The 14,937-nt window shown below is 72.4% G+C and carries 9 protein-coding genes; 3 read left to right on the top strand and 6 right to left on the bottom strand.

Annotated features, from left to right (window positions below; translation table 11 throughout):
• Nucleotides 1–37 precede the first annotated feature (37 nt).
• Nucleotides 38–1,483: an MFS transporter gene (locus JJJ15_RS07600; protein ID WP_200510334.1), complete on the top strand. Its 1,446-nt coding sequence runs from the start codon at nt 38–40 to the stop codon at nt 1,481–1,483.
• Between the two features lie 310 nt (nt 1,484–1,793).
• Here JJJ15_RS07600 and JJJ15_RS07605 read toward each other — a convergent pair whose 3' ends face one another.
• From JJJ15_RS07605 to JJJ15_RS07630, 6 genes are all read right to left on the bottom strand, one after another.
• Nucleotides 1,794–4,829 (bottom strand): alpha-1,6-glucosidase domain-containing protein, encoded by a 3,036-nt coding sequence (locus JJJ15_RS07605; RefSeq protein ID WP_200510335.1) that lies wholly within the window; start codon nt 4,827–4,829, stop codon nt 1,794–1,796.
• 271 nt (nt 4,830–5,100) lie between these two features.
• Entirely contained in the window at nt 5,101–5,787 is a 687-nt protein-coding gene (locus JJJ15_RS07610) for an SDR family oxidoreductase (protein WP_200510336.1), read from the bottom strand.
• 70 nt (nt 5,788–5,857) lie between these two features.
• Entirely contained in the window at nt 5,858–7,294 is a 1,437-nt protein-coding gene (locus JJJ15_RS07615) for a DUF4921 family protein (RefSeq protein WP_200510337.1), read from the bottom strand.
• Between the two features lie 282 nt (nt 7,295–7,576).
• Nucleotides 7,577–11,116 (bottom strand): AAA family ATPase, encoded by a 3,540-nt coding sequence (locus tag JJJ15_RS07620; protein ID WP_200510338.1) that lies wholly within the window; start codon nt 11,114–11,116, stop codon nt 7,577–7,579.
• Between the two features lie 371 nt (nt 11,117–11,487).
• Nucleotides 11,488–11,961 (bottom strand): VanZ family protein, encoded by a 474-nt coding sequence (locus tag JJJ15_RS07625; protein ID WP_106110128.1) that lies wholly within the window; start codon nt 11,959–11,961, stop codon nt 11,488–11,490.
• Between the two features lie 67 nt (nt 11,962–12,028).
• Nucleotides 12,029–12,607: a phosphoribosyltransferase gene (locus JJJ15_RS07630; protein ID WP_106110129.1), complete on the bottom strand. Its 579-nt coding sequence runs from the start codon at nt 12,605–12,607 to the stop codon at nt 12,029–12,031.
• Nucleotides 12,608–12,759: 152 nt separating this feature from the next.
• On the opposite strand from JJJ15_RS07630, the gene JJJ15_RS07635 reads away from it, so the two are divergent.
• Nucleotides 12,760–13,902, top strand: a complete 1,143-nt coding sequence (locus JJJ15_RS07635; RefSeq protein WP_200510339.1) for an AAA family ATPase — start codon at nt 12,760–12,762, stop codon at nt 13,900–13,902.
• Entirely contained in the window at nt 13,899–14,543 is a 645-nt protein-coding gene (locus JJJ15_RS07640) for a DUF4276 family protein (RefSeq protein ID WP_200510340.1), read from the top strand. Before JJJ15_RS07635 ends, JJJ15_RS07640 begins: the two co-directional genes overlap by 4 nt.
• Nucleotides 14,544–14,937 lie beyond the last annotated feature (394 nt).

Here is a 14,937-nt window from a genome sequence, read left to right on the forward strand (position 1 = left end):
TTGATTTACGTTCGTCAAATACTTTACATTTGTAAACATGTTGTCGAGACAGATGGTCAAGGAGTCAGGACGAGGCACGCACGGGAGCGCGGGTGCGCCCCCGGGCCGTCACCCCGGGCGCGTCGTGGGGCTGGTGGCCGCCGGGGCCCTGGTCTCGGCGCTGGCCCAGTCGTTGTTCGTGCCCGTGCTGCCCACGCTCCCGGCCCTGCTGGGCACCAGTGCCAGTACGACGCAGTGGCTCGTCACCTCCACCGTGCTCGCCGGGGCCGTCGCCGTGCCGCTGTTCGGCCGGCTGGGGGACCTGTACGGCAAGCGGCGCATGCTGCTCGTGAGCCTGGCGACCATGGTGGTCGGCTCCCTCATTACCGCGATGAGCAGCAGCATCGGCTGGCTCATCGTCGGTCGGACCGTCCAGGGGCTGGCCGCGGGTACGGTGCCCCTGGGGATCTCGCTCGTCGCCGCCGTCGTCCCGGCCGAGCGGCAGGCCTCGGGTGTCGCGCTCATTAGCGGCATGCTCGGCGTCGGCGGGGCGCTGGGCCTGCCCATGGCCGGCGTCATCTGCCAGTACGTGGACTACCACGTGCTGTTCTGGATCACCTTCGTGGTGGCCCTGACGGCCTTCCTCGGCATCCTGGCCGGGGTCCGGGAGGCGCCGGCCCAGGCGTCCGGGCACCTGGACGTGCGCGGCGCGGTCCTGCTCTCCCTGACGCTCCTGGCCCTGCTCGTCCCGCTGTCGGAGGCCGGCGTGTGGGGGTGGAGCAGCCCGCTCACGCTGGGGCTCCTGGTACTGTCGGTCGTGCTGGGGGCCGCGTTCGGGTGGGCGCAGCTGCGCACCGACGAGCCGCTGGTGGACGTCACCACCCTGGTGCGCCGCCCGATCCTGCTGGCCGACCTGGCCTCCGTGCTCATCGGCTTCTCCATGTTCGGCTCGATCCTGGGCACGTCCTCCTACGTGCAGGCCCCTGCCGCCACGGGCTACGGGTTCGGGGGCTCGGTGGCCCTCGCCGGGCTGACCCTGCTCCCCGCCGGCCTGGCCATGCTGGTCTGCGCCCCCGTCGCGGCGCGGATGATCGCCCGTATCGGTGCCGGTGGCACGCTCGCCGTGGGCTCGCTGGTCACCGCCCTCGGCTGGGGGATGCGCATTGTGCTCACCTCAACGCTCGCCTGGGTCACGGCGGGCACGACCGTGGTGGGCGCCGGCGTCGGCCTGTGCTTCGCCGCCCTGCCGGCCGTGATCAACGCGAACGCGCCGCGCGAGCAGAACGCGGCGGCCAACGGCCTCAACGCCCTGGCCCGCTCCCTGGGGATCTCGGTGGTGACGGCGCTGTGCGGCTCGATCCTGGCCACGCTGGTGACCACGGTGGGCTCCGCGACCCTGCCCGCGCTCGCCGCCTACCGGTGGATCTTCGCGATCTGCGGTGGGGGCGCCCTGGTGGCCGCCGTCATGGCGCTCGGCACCAGGGGCGCCAAGAGGGCGGTCTGAGGGCCTCGACGCAGGCCCGCAGGGTCGCGCGGCGGCCGGGGCCGGGAAGTTGTGGCCGGGCCAGCCAGAGGGTCGCGCGACGGCCGAGGGGTCCCAGGGCGGCCGGGGAGTGGCGGGCCCGCCGGGCCCCGCGCCGTCTTCCGGCCGCTGCACCAGGGCGGACGGACACGGTCGCGGTGCGAGGGGTCCAGGGTCGCGGTGGAGGGGTCGCGGGGTCGCCGGGTGCGTAATGCCCGGCGTCTCCCCGGCCCCCGCCCTACCGGTCGCACCACCGGCGCCCCGCTGGGCCCCTGATTCCCCCGGCCCCGCCCTACTGGTCCTGGACCAGGACCGAGACCGTGCGCGCTGGCACGCTCACCGTCCCGGTGGACCGGTCGAAGCCGGTGCGGCGCACGACGTCGTCGGCCCCCTCTGCCTGGACGGGGGACAGGTGGAGGCCCCGGCCCACCAGCTCGCCCAGGGGCCAGGTGAGCGTGTGACCGGAGGCGTTGAAGACCACCAGCACGGCGTCGAGCCCCGGGTCCACGTCCCGCCCGACGGTGTCGTCAATGAGCATGGCGATGGCCCCCGGCGGCGCCCCGAATCCCGCGCCCGGGAAACGCAGCTTGTCCCGGATGAGGGCTGCGTCACCCAGGGCGAACAAGGGCGTGGAGGAGCGCAGCCGCAGCAGGTCCAGGGCCTGGGCGCGGGCCGCCGCGATCTGCTCGGACGTGGGCCGCAGCCAGGCGTCCGCCAGCAGCGGCCCCTGGATGGGCCAGGCGCCCTCGTTACGCGACGCCGGCGGCAGCCCCCGGCCGAACCCGTTGGACTGCCCCGAGAAGTCGATGGCGTTGAACCAGTCCCCGGAGTTGAAGGAGTCCCGGTCCAGGGACTTGCTGCGCAGCAGCTCGGTGCCCGCGCACCAGAAGGCCGGTGACTGCCCCAGCGCCACCGTGGCCAGGCACACGGTGTTCATCCGAACCCGCTCCGCCGGCGTCATACCCCGTGGCAGCTTGTAGGCCAGCAGGTCGTAGAGGGTCTCGTTGTCGTGGGCGTCCACGTAGTTGACGTTCTCCTGCGGGGCGGAGGCGTAGGCGGCCGGGGAGCCGTTGTGGAGGAGGTCCGCGCCCCGTCGCACCGAGCCGTCCGAGAGCGTCATGACGTAGTCCCTCAGGTTGCCCGCCAGCCCCAGCCTCACCAGGTCGGTGCGGTGGCCCAGGTCCGCGGCCTGATCGTTCCAGCCGCGCGGGTCGAGCCCGTTGGACTGGGTCAGCAGGCCCGTGCCGAAGCCCTGGTAGGTGCGGTGGTCGGGGTCGAAGGGGCTCCCGCCGTGGACGGCGTCGCGCAGGCGGTCGTTGAACGTGCCGATCCCGGTGCCGTCCAGCTGGCCCTGGGTGGCCTGGGTGAACAGGGCGTTGTTGGCCACCTCCCCGAAGTTCCAGCCCTCCCCGTACAGGTACAGCCCGGCCCCGTCCACGCCGTCGGCCTGTGGGGTGAGACGGTCCAGGGCGGCGCGCAGGCGCTCCATAGTGGCGCGCGGGTGGTGACCCATGAGGTCGAAGCGGAACCCGTCCACCCGGTACCACCGGGCCCAGCGCACCACCGAGTCGATCATGAGGCGCTCGCACATGGCGTTCTCGGTAGCGGTGTTGGCGCAGCAGGCCGAGGCCGTCACGGTCCCCACGGCGTCCAGGCGGTGGTAGTAGCCGGGTACCACCTTGTCCAGGACGCTGAACGGGTCCTGCCCGCAGGCCGCCATGTGGTTGTAGACCTGGTCGAGCACCACCTGGTAGCCCAGGGCGTGCAGGGCGCCGACCATCTGGCGGAACTCCACCACCCGCGCCCCGCCGTCCTGGTGGCCCTCGGTGGCGTAGGAGCCCTCCGGTACCCCCCAGTGGTAGGGGTCGTAGCCCCAGTTGTAGGCGTCGTTGTCCGCCACGGCTGCGATGGCCGCCTGCTGCTCGGTGGAGGCCGGGCCAGCGCCCGCGGGGATGCTGGGGGCCCGCTGGGCGGAGCGGTCCTCGGGGATGGTGGCGATGTCGAAGGTGGGCAGCAGGTGGACGGTGTTCATGCCGGCCTCGGCCAGGTCCGCCAGGTGACGGACCCCGGCCGAGTCCTCCACCGTGAAGGCCAGGTAGGTGCCGCGCAGGTCGGGCGGGACGGTGGGGTCGGCGGCGGAGAAGTCCCGCACGTGCAGCTCGTAGATGCTGCGGGCCGAGTCGTTGCGCAGCCTCGGGGCGGGGGTGGTGGCCCACTGGGGGGGCGCCAGGCGCCCGTCGGCCAGGTCCACGGCGACCGAGCGGGTGGAGTCCAGGGTCAGCGCCACCGAGTAGGGGTCGGTGACGAGGTTGGTCTCCACCGTCCGGGTGGAGGGCACGTAGACCTCCACCTCCCACAGGTACTGGCAGCCGACGCCAATGGCCCCCTCCGCGTTGGGCACGCACCAGCGCCCGTCCTCGCCGCGCACGGCGGGCGTGCGCACGGGCGGGCCGGGCACCTCGGGCACGGACCCCAGCGGGTCCCCGGTCTCCCAGGTCAGCAGGGTGACGGCCCGGGCGGTGGGTGCCCACAGGGCGAAGGAGGGGCGGGCGCCGGTACTGGTAGGAGCTGTGCCATTGGTGGCGGCCTCGTTGGCGGCGGGGTCGGTGGTGCCGGTGGTGCCGTCGGTGGTGGTCTCGCTGGTACCGATACCCGTGCTGGCGGTGGCAGGGGTGGTGGCACCGGTACCCGTACTGCCGGTGGCGGCTCCGTTGGTGGTGGTCCCGTCGGTGGTGCCGTTGGCGTCGCGGACGTGGTGGAAGACGACGCCCAGCTCGGCCTCGGCGGCGGACCGGGCGTAGAGGTGGTCCAGGACGATGGCGGTCTGCACCCCGGTGAAGGCGTCCAGGTTCCCCCCGGTGCCCTCGGCCTCGGTGTCCGTGTACTGGACAATGGTGACCTGGCCGGTCAGGGCCGCCTTGACAGCGTCGACGTCGAGCAGGGGGGTGCCGTCGGCGCCGGTGGCGCTCAGGGCGATGTACCCCTCCAGGTGGGGGTGGGCGGCCCGCACGTCCTGGGGCAGGTTGCCGACCACGCGCAGTGGCGTAATGGTGGGGGCGGGCAGGGAGTCGGCGCCCAGGATCCGGCCGTGGACGGCTGCGGCGCCGCCCCGGGGGGCGGTGACCAGGTGCAGGGACAGGCCGGTGCCAGCCACGGGCTCACCCGAGCCGGACACGACGCTCTCACGGTTCATCCCCTTGGGCAGCAGGGACAGCGGCCAGGCCAGCAGGGTGGGGGCCACCCAGTAGGCGCGCTGCTCCTGGCTGCCGACCACAGGCGGCAGGGCCATGGCGTCCAGGGTGTAGGTGGTGGTGTAGGTGAAGGTCATGGTGTGCTCCTCACGGACGAAGAGGCGGGGCCAGGGGTGCGCTGGGTGGCGTGGGTGCGCGGGGCAGCCGGACGGCGCGCTCCCGGCCGCGGTACCGTGCTCGGGTCGACGCCAGGGGTGTGCACGTGAGGGCGGGGCTGACGGCAGGCGGCTCCATTCACCCTAGTAGTCTGACCCGCCTTCCGGCCGCGTGCCAGCTGGGGAGGGGTGCCGTACCCGGTCTTGCCCGTCCCCCTCACCCGCCGCCCGTTCGTCCGCGGGCGGGCGGCGCTCAGGACAGGTCAGCGTAGGCCAGCGGCACGTCGGCGACCGCCTGGGCGATGGGGGTGTCGCCGTCGCGGAAGGGGATGACCCTGCCGATACTGGCGGGCTCGGCGAGCACGGCCGCGATGACACGGGCGACGTTGCCGCGGGAGGTCGGGGCCTCGGAGGTGGGTGCCCCGGCCTCGAGGCGTCCCACGGTAATGGCGCCGGTGGGCGCATCCAGCGTGAGCCGGCCGGGGCCCAGGATCGTCCAGTCCAGGCCGGTGGACTGCAGGTGGCGGTCCGCGGCGATCTTGGCGATGGCGTAGGCGCGCAGCGGGTGGTCGTCGGCCACCTCGCCGTAGGCGGTGAGGAAGGAGACCATGACGTAGCGGCGCACCCCGGCCGCGGCCGCCGCCTCCATGGAGCGGATCGCGGCCGCCCGGTCCACGGCGTCGGTGCGCTGCGGGCCGCCCTTGCCGCCAGCCCCGGCGGACCAGACGACGGCGTCGGCCCCGGCCAGGGCCCGGGCGAGCTCCCCCACGCCGGCGTCCTCCACGGACAGGACCAGGGGTGTGGCGCCGGTGGCGGCGACGTCGTCGGCCTGGGCGGGGTCGCGGATGACGGAGACGACGTCGTGGCCGGCAGCCACGAGCAACGGGGCGGTCAGGAGGGCGACCTTGCCGTGGCCGCCGATAATGACAGTACGTGACATGGGTGGACTCTACTACGTGGCTTCTGCCAGGTGCCCTGCCCTGGTGCGGGCTTGCGCCACTGGCACATCCTCACCGCCCCAGCACCGGGTTGTAGCGGAGGCGGTTGGGCGTCGTCGGGCACTCCTCACCCACGGCCATGGGCGCCACCAGCCGGTCTGCCCGCAGGTCCTCCAGCCGTCCCACCACCCGGTCACGCAGGACCCAGGGGTCGATCGTGTTGAGGTAGATCTTGGTGCCCCCCTCGAACCCGGCCAGGGTGGAGACCCTCCACTTGAGCGTCACGTGCCAGGGCATGGGCTGGTCCACGTCCAGGGGGCGGTGGTGCCACTCCTCGTTGCTGGGCACGTCCGCCCCCGTGGCCGCGTGCAGGGCGTGGATGAGGTCGGAGACGGCGTCGACCTCCTCACGGCCCATGAGCCAGGGCTCGGGCGTGGCCGAGGTGGAGTAGACCTCCAGCGTGGGGTAGCGGTGCCCGAACCCGGCGAAGGCCACCGCGTGCTCGTTGCTGGCCACCAGCAGCCCCTGGTAGGCGGCGTAGTCCACCCCCATCTCGTTGTACAGGTTGGGGTTGGCCCGCACCTTCTGCAGCTCCAGCTCACTGGTCACCCCGCGCTCGTCGATCCCCACCAGCTGTTTGTGCAGGTGGTCGAAGCTCGCCCCGGCGGGCCGCAGCCAGTTCTGGAAGACCGCCACGTAGCGCACCCACCGGTTCGCCTGGTAGAGGTCGTGCATGGAGGCCACGGCCAGGTGCGTGTACACCCGGTGCTCGGCCACGCTCAGGGTCCCCGACCCCGCCCGGCCCGAGGTGTCGGTGGCCGCGTCGGTGAAGTGCCGCCGGGCGACGATGACGTCGTGCCCGCCCGCGAAGAAGGGCGCCAGGTAGACGCGGCGCGCGGCGTCGTCCATGGCCTCCCAGCGGGCCGGGTCCTGCCCGCTGGCGCGCAGCTTGGCGCGGGCGACCGCCGCCACGTGCGCCGCCCCGGCCGGGTCGGCCAGGTAGGCCTCCATGCGCTCGCGGGCGGTGTCGGGCACCTCGTAGCCGTGGTTGGTGTGCCAGTAGTCGAAGGAGAGGATCTCAAAGAGGTTGGGGATGCGCCGGAACTCGGCCACCGTGTCGAACAAGGCCGAGGCGGGCAGGGCGTCAATGCGCTCAAAGGCGGGGGCGGCGTCACCTGCGGCACCACCTGTGCCGCTTCCTGCGGTGCCGCCCGTGGCGCTTCCCCCGGGCCCTTGCCTGGTGCCGCCTGGTCCCGCGCCGGGCGCCGTGCGCACAATGCGCGACTTCTCCGGGGGCGTCTCCAGGTAGCGTGCCGAGCAGAAGGCGCAGGCGTGGCTGCGGTCCTCGGCCGTAATGGGGCTGACCAGCGTGGGGGCGTGGGCGATGGGGCGGTTGCCGCGGCCGGGCACGGTCCACACCTCCGTGCCGGTGAAGGGGCTGATCTGTTTGACGGTGCCGTCGGCCAGTCGGGTCAGTGGCTCGGCGGTGGGGGCGTAGGGAAAGAGCATGACCCCATTGTCCCACGACCGGCGCCGTCAGGTGGGCCGACTGGCTGCCCGGTTGGTGTGCGTCCGGGACGTCCTGCCCGCCCCGCGCCCGGCGACCGGCTGCCTGGAAGGTGCCGGGGACGTACCTTAAAGATACGTCCCCCATGACTAAGGTACGTTTTCCATGACCAAGGTACGTCCCCGACGTCGTACGTGCCTTGACGCGCATACCTTGCCGGACCCGCCCTACCGGACCCCGCCGGACCCGCCCTACCGGATCCGCCCTGACCTGCCGGACCCGCCCTACCGGACCCGCCTGAGCGCCGCGGCAATGTCCCGGAAGTAGGGGTAGGTGCTCCAGCTCGCGTAGTCGCCGAACACGTAGATCCGACGTCGGGCGCGGCTGAGCACCGTGTTGGCCGCCTTGACGTCCCCCGACGCCCACGTCTTGGCGCCTGGGCGCAGGGGGTCCCCGCCCAGGACCAGCAGGACGACGTCGGCCCGTCCGCCCGGGGCGTCGTCAATGGTGCCGCCGCCCAGCCCCGGGTAGTCCCGCCCCAGGTCCGCCAGCACCTCGGCGACCTCCTGGAAGGGGGACAGCGCCATGACCTGGGTCATGGGCACGCCGCGCGCACCCAGGTAGTCCAGCACCTTGCGGGCGCGCACGACCTCGTCGGGCTGGACGTGGGTCCCCGCGGTGGTGGCGGGGGAGTCGGCCCAGAAGCTCTCCACCACCCTGGTCTCGGCGGAGGCGGGGAGTGAGAACACGTCGTGGGGGTCGGGAGGGTCCTGGCGCGCCCCCGGGACCATGAGGCCGTGGTAGGCGAGCTCGTTGGAGAGGCTGAGCATGGGCTCGTCACAGCGGTAGCGCACCCGCAGCGGCGTGCCGACCCACACGGGCTGGTCCTTGCGCCCCAGGCTCGTCCCCAGCTCGCAGACACGGTCGGCGAGGGTCTGGACCGAGGCCCGGGGCGGGATCCACGTCGCGGACACCTCGTAGCCGACGGCGATCCCCTCCGCGGCGGCGGGCGGCAGGGCCGGTGCGGGCCGGGTCTGGAAGGGGTCACCCAGGACGACGGCGCTGCGCGCGTGCCACAGCACCGGGACCGTCTGCTGGGGGGCGGCCCGCCCGGCGTCGTCCACGAGCAGCCAGCCCAGCCCCTCCCGGGGCAGTCCGCGGAGCATGCGGTCGGTGGCGGCGAAGGTGGTGCACACCAGGGGCACGACCAGGAACAGCGTCTGCCACGCGGCCTGCACGGTGCGAGGCTCCAGGTCCGAGGGGGCCTTGCCGGTCATGACGTCCATGGTGCCCCGCAGACTGCGGAGCATAATGGAGGCGGTGTTGGACAGGAAGGCCCGGTGCAGGTGCAGGGCGGCCAGGAAGAGCTCGGTGCGGGCCGTGTCCAGGGAGGGGGTGAGCCACGGGGTGCGTCTCTCGCGTGCCTCACGCCGGGAGGGGTCGTCGTCGGGGGGCGGGTAGCTCTCGCCCAGGGCCCCGGCGTCGCGGGCACGCAGCCTGCGCAGCGTGTGCTGCTCCGCCCCGGCCGCGCGCAGGGTCGAGGTGAGCTGGGAGAGGCGGTTCTGCGCGGAGGTCGCGGCGGCGGCGGCCTGGGTGTGGGCGACCTGGGCCTCGGCGTTGGCCTCGGTGGCCTGGGAGAGCCTCTGCTCCAGGTCGTACTCGCCCTCACGCCACGCCCGCAGCGCGGCGCTCCCCTTGAGCGCGGTCGCCAGGAAGCGGGGACGCCTCTCCAGGTACTCACGGTGCTCCGCGGCGACCTGGGCCAGGATGTCGGCGCGCACCTGGGCGACGCGCTCGGCCTGCGCCTCCCTCAGGCGCAGCGGGCGGATCTCCGCCTCCGCCTGCACGATCCGCTCCTGGAGCCGCTCCTCCTCAGCGGCCAGTGTCGCGGTGCGCTCCAGGCGCTCGGCCGCCTCCCGCCGCGCCTGGAGGAGGCGCTCGACCTGCTGGTAGGCCTGGTTGAACCTGGCGGTGGCCTGGCTCCAGGAGACGACCTTGGCCTCGCCGCTGGCCCACGCCCTCAGGGTCTCCTGCATCCCCGCCACCTGGGCGGCGGGCTCACCCTGGGCGCCCTGGGCGGGGGTATCCGTGGTGGGCTGGTCCGGGCCGTCCGTCCGGGCGGGCTGGCGGCCGGACCAGAAGGTCGAGCGGAAGGCGAGCCGGTGCTGGCGGCTGCCCAGGTGCGCCGCCGCCAGGACCCACGGCTCCCCCTGGGGGGGCGTGCCCGCCTGGGCGCCCTGGGGCACCTGCTGGCCGGGGGGCTTCGCCGCGCCCGGGGACGCGGCGGGGTCCTGGGCGCCGGGGGCGGAGACCTGGGTGCCGGGAGCGGGGGAGCTGGCGGTGCGGGCGGCCGCACTGAGCGCCCCGGCCAGCGGGGCGAAGTAGCCCGCCCGCCCCCTCCACCGGGCCGCCAGCCCCCGGCGGTCCGGGATGCCGGCGTTCAGGCGGTCGACGGTGTCCAGGTCGGCGGCGGCCAGGAGCATCTCGAAGCCGGTGACCTCGGGGATAAGCGGGTGGACCCGGCGCACGTTGACGCCGTCGGTGGTCCTCCAGGAGAGCACCGAGCCGTCAAAGGCGTCCCGGGGGCTGGCCAGCGTGGCCAGTCGGCGGGCGCGCTCCACCACGTTCGCCGCCAGGATGTCGCGCAGCACGGCGGTCCGCCCCGTCCCTGGCGGGGCGTTGACCGCCAGCAGCCCGGGGGCGTCGGCGAGCTGGGCGAGGGCGCGGTTGACGGCGAGCTGCTGGCCGCGGGCCAGGGGGCGCTCCGGGTCGGCGGGCCACCGGCCCGGTGGGACGTAGTGCGGGGCCACCCAGGAGGTGACGACCTCGGGGTGGGCGGCCAGGTCGCAGCGGCGGGTGGTGTCCAGGACGTCGTCGGGCGTGAGGTACAGGGCCAGGGCGGGGCCGACGTCGCCGCGCACGGTGCCCTGACGGACCCGTTCCAGACCGGTCAGGAACAGGCTGTTGAGGCGGTCCGAGCCAGCGACCTCCGTGGCGGTGGGTGGGGGCGGGGGCGCCAGCGCGGGGGAGGCCGAGGGCGTAGAGGCGGCGGACGTCGGCGGGTAGGCGGCCGGGAGCGGCCGGGCCTCCGGGGCCGGCCGGGTCGCGACCGACCGGATCAGGACGTCGTTGGTGGCCAGGGCGGGCAGGCCGGTGACCCCGACGTGGGTGTGCGCCGCCCGCAGGAGGTCGGCCAGGGCGTACTCGTCCACCGGCAGGGGGGCGGGGGCGCTGGCCGGGTCCCTGCGCCCCAGGGCGAGGGAGGCGACGGTCTCGACGAACTCGCTGCACGCCTCACGGAACGCCGACGCCCAGCGGCTGGTGTCGGGGCCGTCGTGGCGTATGCGGCCCACGCCCCACAGGGCGGAGGAGAGGACCGCCGTGTTCACCTCGAGGTGGCCGGAGCCGTCAACGCGCACAAAGGCGCAGGCGCTGGAGCGGCGGGGGCCCTCGGAGTACGCCCGGGGGTCGGTACCGAAGGCGTGGCTGATCCAGTCGTAGGTGTGCCGCAGCTGGTAGACGCCCAGGTAGACCTCGTGGCGCCAGATCACCGGAGCGTCCGGCGCGCCCGGCCCACCGGGGGGCGGCCCGCCCGGGGAGGGGGCGCTGGGCGCAGGGGCGTCGTGGTCCCGGGGCCCGCCCGGGAGCCGGTCCTGGGGCGTCTGCGTCCATGGCAGGGGGTCGCCCGGCCGCCACAGGATGGTCCTCTCCCCGCTGCCGGGCTCCGGCGTCAGGGCTGGTATCTGCTGCGGGTTGAACAGCTCGACGGTCCACCAGAACCTCAGCAGGCGGTCGGCGGCGTCGGGGTCGTGGACTCCTCTCACGACGACGGCCGGTTCCGGGTCGGCGGCTCGGTGGGGGCGCAGGCAGGGCGGACGGGGAGGGGCATGGACTCATTCTTGCGCGGGCGGCGCCGTCTGACAGGGTAACGGTGGTATAAAGCACTGGCATTGTGGCGCGAGCAACGGCAACCGCGGGTCCGCCGGGTGGTACGGGCCCTCCCCCACCGGCGAACCGGCCTCCGGCGGGAGGTCCTCTTGTCCCTGCTTGCGGGCCTTTACGGCGGCGGCCTGCGCAGTCCAGGGCCGTTACTCGCGTGAGATCCTCACTGACCGCGGCCCGGGTGCCTGACGGGACTGCCCTCGCTCGCGTGAGATCCTCGGCAGAAGGCCCTGGGGCAGCCGACGTCGCGGCACTACCCCTGCTCGCGCGGGGCCTCCTGCCGACGCGCGGCACGGCGCAGGGCGAACCGGGCGGCCACGTAGCCGCAGGCTGCCCCGACCCAGGCCCCGGTGCTGTTCTGGAGGATATTGGCGACCTTGGCGCGTCGGTGCAGCACGGGCAGGAGCGCCTGGGCGGTCTCGGAGGCCAGGCTGACCTCACAGCCCAGGACCGCCCAGACCCACCAGGGTGTTTGCGGCCAGCCGATCACGGCGCAGAACGTGAAGGGCGCCAGCATGACGAGGTTGAGGGCCACGTCCTTGCCCACGGCGCCCAGGAACCACGGGCCGATCGACTCCTTGACGTCGGCAATGTCGGAGCCCGAGGGCCACAGCACCGCCAGCGCGGTCAGGGCCAGGAAGAAGACGGCCGCCCCTCGCGCGCTCCGACGCAGGCGGGAGAGCGGCTCCGGGGCCTCGGGCCGCGTGGGTGACTGGTCAGGGCTCATGGGCGCACCCTAGTGATCCCAGGTGTGTGAATACGGTGAGGACCCTGGGGGCGTCGTACGCCCGGGCTCACAGGCCCAGGACCGCCAGGTTCTCCTGCGTAATGACCGGGGCGACCGACCAGGGGAAGTTGATCCACTTGTCCGTCTCGCGCCACACGTAGTCGGGGCGGTGGACGGAGCGGGGCTTGAGGTAGATGCAGGCGCTGCGGGCCTCCACGGGCACGGAGGCGCCGCCGAGCTGGAGGCCCTCGTGGCGCAGGAGCTCCATGACCATCCTGAGGGTCTTGCCGGAGTCGGCCACGTCGTCCACCACGAGGACCTTCTTGCCGGGCAGCTCCGAGGCGTCCATGAGCGGGGGCAGGACGACGGGCTCGGCCAGGGTCTCGCCGATCCCCGTGTAGAACTCCACGTTCATCGAGCCCATGGCCTTGACGCCAATGGCGTAGGAGATGGCCCCGGCGGGGATGAGGCCTCCGCGGGCGACGGCGATAATGAGGTCCGGGACCCAGCCCGAGGCCACGACCTGGGCGGAGAGCTCCCGGCTGGCGGTACCGAAGAGCTCCCAGGTCAGCTCCTCGCGGTCCGGGGATGTGGTGGCGTCGGTGCTGGTCGGCGTGCTGGCGGTGACGGTGCTGGTCTGGCTCACTGCGCGTCCTCACATGGCTTGCTGGTACGTGCTCCCATCGTAGTGCTCCTGATGACCTGGTGGCACATGGGGCGGGTGGGGCAGGTGGGACGGATGAGGCGCCCCGTCCCCGGCCCGGTGCGTCCGACGGCCCCGTTCGCTAGGCTCTGAGCATGACCGCCAGACTCGGACGCCTCGTCGTGGAGGGGCTCAGGTCGGTTCGACGTATTGAGCTGGACCTGACGACCGACGTCACCGTGCTTATTGGGGCCAACGGCTCGGGTAAGTCGAACCTCGTGGGTGCCCTGGAGCTGGTCTCGCGTATCTGGGACGGTTCTTTCCAGGACTACCTGCGTCGTCGCGGCGGGATGGCGGGCTCCCTGTTTTCTGGTGCGGAAGGGACTGCGCCCAGAGCGGTGATAGAGGTCAGTGCGCCGTTCCCGGACGGGCCCGACAGGACCGGGACCTACCGGGTCACCCTGGAGGCCACGGACGAGGACGACTGCATCATAAGAGAAGTTCTTTCTGTTCGTGTCGCGGACAGCCAGGACGAGGAGTTCTCCCTGGGCTCCCGGCCAGCAAGGAGGAGCTGGGTCAGGCAGGCCAGCGCGGACCCTGGGGAACCGTCGTACGAGTTCGTGAATTACTTTACTCCGCTTCTGGAGGGGTGCCGCGTCTTCCACTTTGACGACGTCTCCGAGAGGGCTCCTGTCAAGGGGTGGTCAACCGTCGGGGACGACGTCAGTTTGCGCTCTGATGCGGAGAATATTGCCGCCTACCTGCTGCGTCTTCGGGACGAGTGTCCCGGGTGCTATCGACGTATAGTCTCTGCTGTCCGTCACGTCACCCCCTTCTTTGACGACTTCGTCCTGGTTCCGAGTGCCGCTGGCAGGGTGCGGCTGCGCTGGAGGCAGCGTGGCATGGACCGTACCTTGATGGCCCGAGAGGCCAGCGACGGCACTCTACGTTTTATCTGCCTGGCCACGCTGCTTCTGGGGCCGGACCTGCCGGCTACTGTGGTCCTGGACGAGCCTGAGCTCGGGCTGCACCCGGCCGCTATCGCCCTGCTCGCGGAGATGACGCATATTGCCGGCAGGAACGGGCACCGGGTTATCGTGGCCACCCAGTCCGTGCCGCTGCTGTCCCACTACGGGCTTGACGAGGTCGTCGTCCTGGACCGCGTTGACGGCGCCACGCAGGCGAGCCGTCCCAGTGCAGAGAGCCTGGATGGGTTCCTGGAGGACCACTCCATCGGTACCCTGTGGGAGATGAACCTGCTGGGCGGGCGCCCCGTGCGCGAGGATGTCTGCGTATGAGACAAGTTGCCGTCCTCGTCGAGGGCCGGACGGAGGAGTGCCTTGTCGAGGATGTCCTGGGACCTGTCGCCGAAAAGCGGGGGCTCTACCTCGTGCCGATTGTAGTCACTACCTCGGCCACCCCCACCAGGGCATACCGTGGAGGTGGTCACTGGAAGCATTATGACAATAGCCTCCGCGGGTTCCTGGGACAGAGGCACTGGTATCGTGTGGCCCTGCTCGTTGACTACTACCAGTACCCTAAGAGTGCTCCCGGGCGGGACTGTGAGGGGCTGGGGGAGGCGCGTCAGCGGAAACTGGTGAGGGAACTGCGCAGAACATACCCTGACCCTCGTTTCCGTCCGTTTGTGGTCCTGCACGAGGTCGAGACCCTGGTCCTTGCTGCTATTGATGCCGGGCAGGGTGACGGGTGGATTCCGCGCAAGGGTCTGGCTGCCCTGCGTCGCGCCGTCAAGGAGGCGGGCGGGCCTGAGTGTGTCGACGACGGCCCCGCCACGAGCCCTTCCAAACGGCTGGAGAAGGCGGATCCGAACTATATGAAAACCGTCACCGGACCTTTGCTCATTGCCCAGGCCGGGCTTGGTGCCGTTCTTGAGCGTTGCCCCGTCTTTGCTGAGTGGTGGGAGGATCTGCTCGCGTGAGCTGGGTACCCGGTGTGTCCCCTCCTCTGGTGCCCCGGGTCCGCTTAGGTGGGAGTGCGGGCTCTAGCTGGACGCGGTGGTGGTGCCGGGCGAGTTTATTCACGGCGGGTGCCCGGGTTCGTGTCGCAATCTGAGGATCAGGGCCGGTCCCACGCCGTCTCGGGCTCGGATGGCCCGGTGTATGCGCAGGTCAGGGGCCTGGAGCCCGATGGGGCTGGGAGTGCCCTCCGTTCTGATCCTCGGATTGCGACAGAACCAGGTGCCGGGGGTGGCGAGCAGTGCGTAGTGGGCGAGAGTTCATGCGATGAACCGCATAGACCGCATGGATTCTCCCGGTACCTTCGGTCAAAGTGACCAGCCGGATCGGCGGGGCGGCCCCCAGGGGGGATTCTCC

It is taken from the genome of Actinomyces sp. HMT897 (assembly GCF_016626125.1).
Classification (GTDB): domain Bacteria; phylum Actinomycetota; class Actinomycetes; order Actinomycetales; family Actinomycetaceae; genus Actinomyces.

What these genes read in the sequence shown, in the direction of transcription:
- JJJ15_RS07610 (WP_200510336.1), bottom strand. Translation starts at nt 5,787, where the DNA reads ATGTCACGTACTGTCATTATCGGCGGCCACGGCAAGGTCGCCCTCCTG.
- JJJ15_RS07600 (WP_200510334.1), top strand. Translation starts at nt 38, where the DNA reads ATGTTGTCGAGACAGATGGTCAAGGAGTCAGGACGAGGCACGCACGGG.
- JJJ15_RS07635 (WP_200510339.1), top strand. Translation starts at nt 12,760, where the DNA reads ATGACCGCCAGACTCGGACGCCTCGTCGTGGAGGGGCTCAGGTCGGTT.
- JJJ15_RS07605 (WP_200510335.1), bottom strand. Translation starts at nt 4,829, where the DNA reads ATGACCTTCACCTACACCACCACCTACACCCTGGACGCCATGGCCCTG.
- JJJ15_RS07625 (WP_106110128.1), bottom strand. Translation starts at nt 11,961, where the DNA reads ATGAGCCCTGACCAGTCACCCACGCGGCCCGAGGCCCCGGAGCCGCTC.
- JJJ15_RS07615 (WP_200510337.1), bottom strand. Translation starts at nt 7,294, where the DNA reads ATGCTCTTTCCCTACGCCCCCACCGCCGAGCCACTGACCCGACTGGCC.
- JJJ15_RS07640 (WP_200510340.1), top strand. Translation starts at nt 13,899, where the DNA reads ATGAGACAAGTTGCCGTCCTCGTCGAGGGCCGGACGGAGGAGTGCCTT.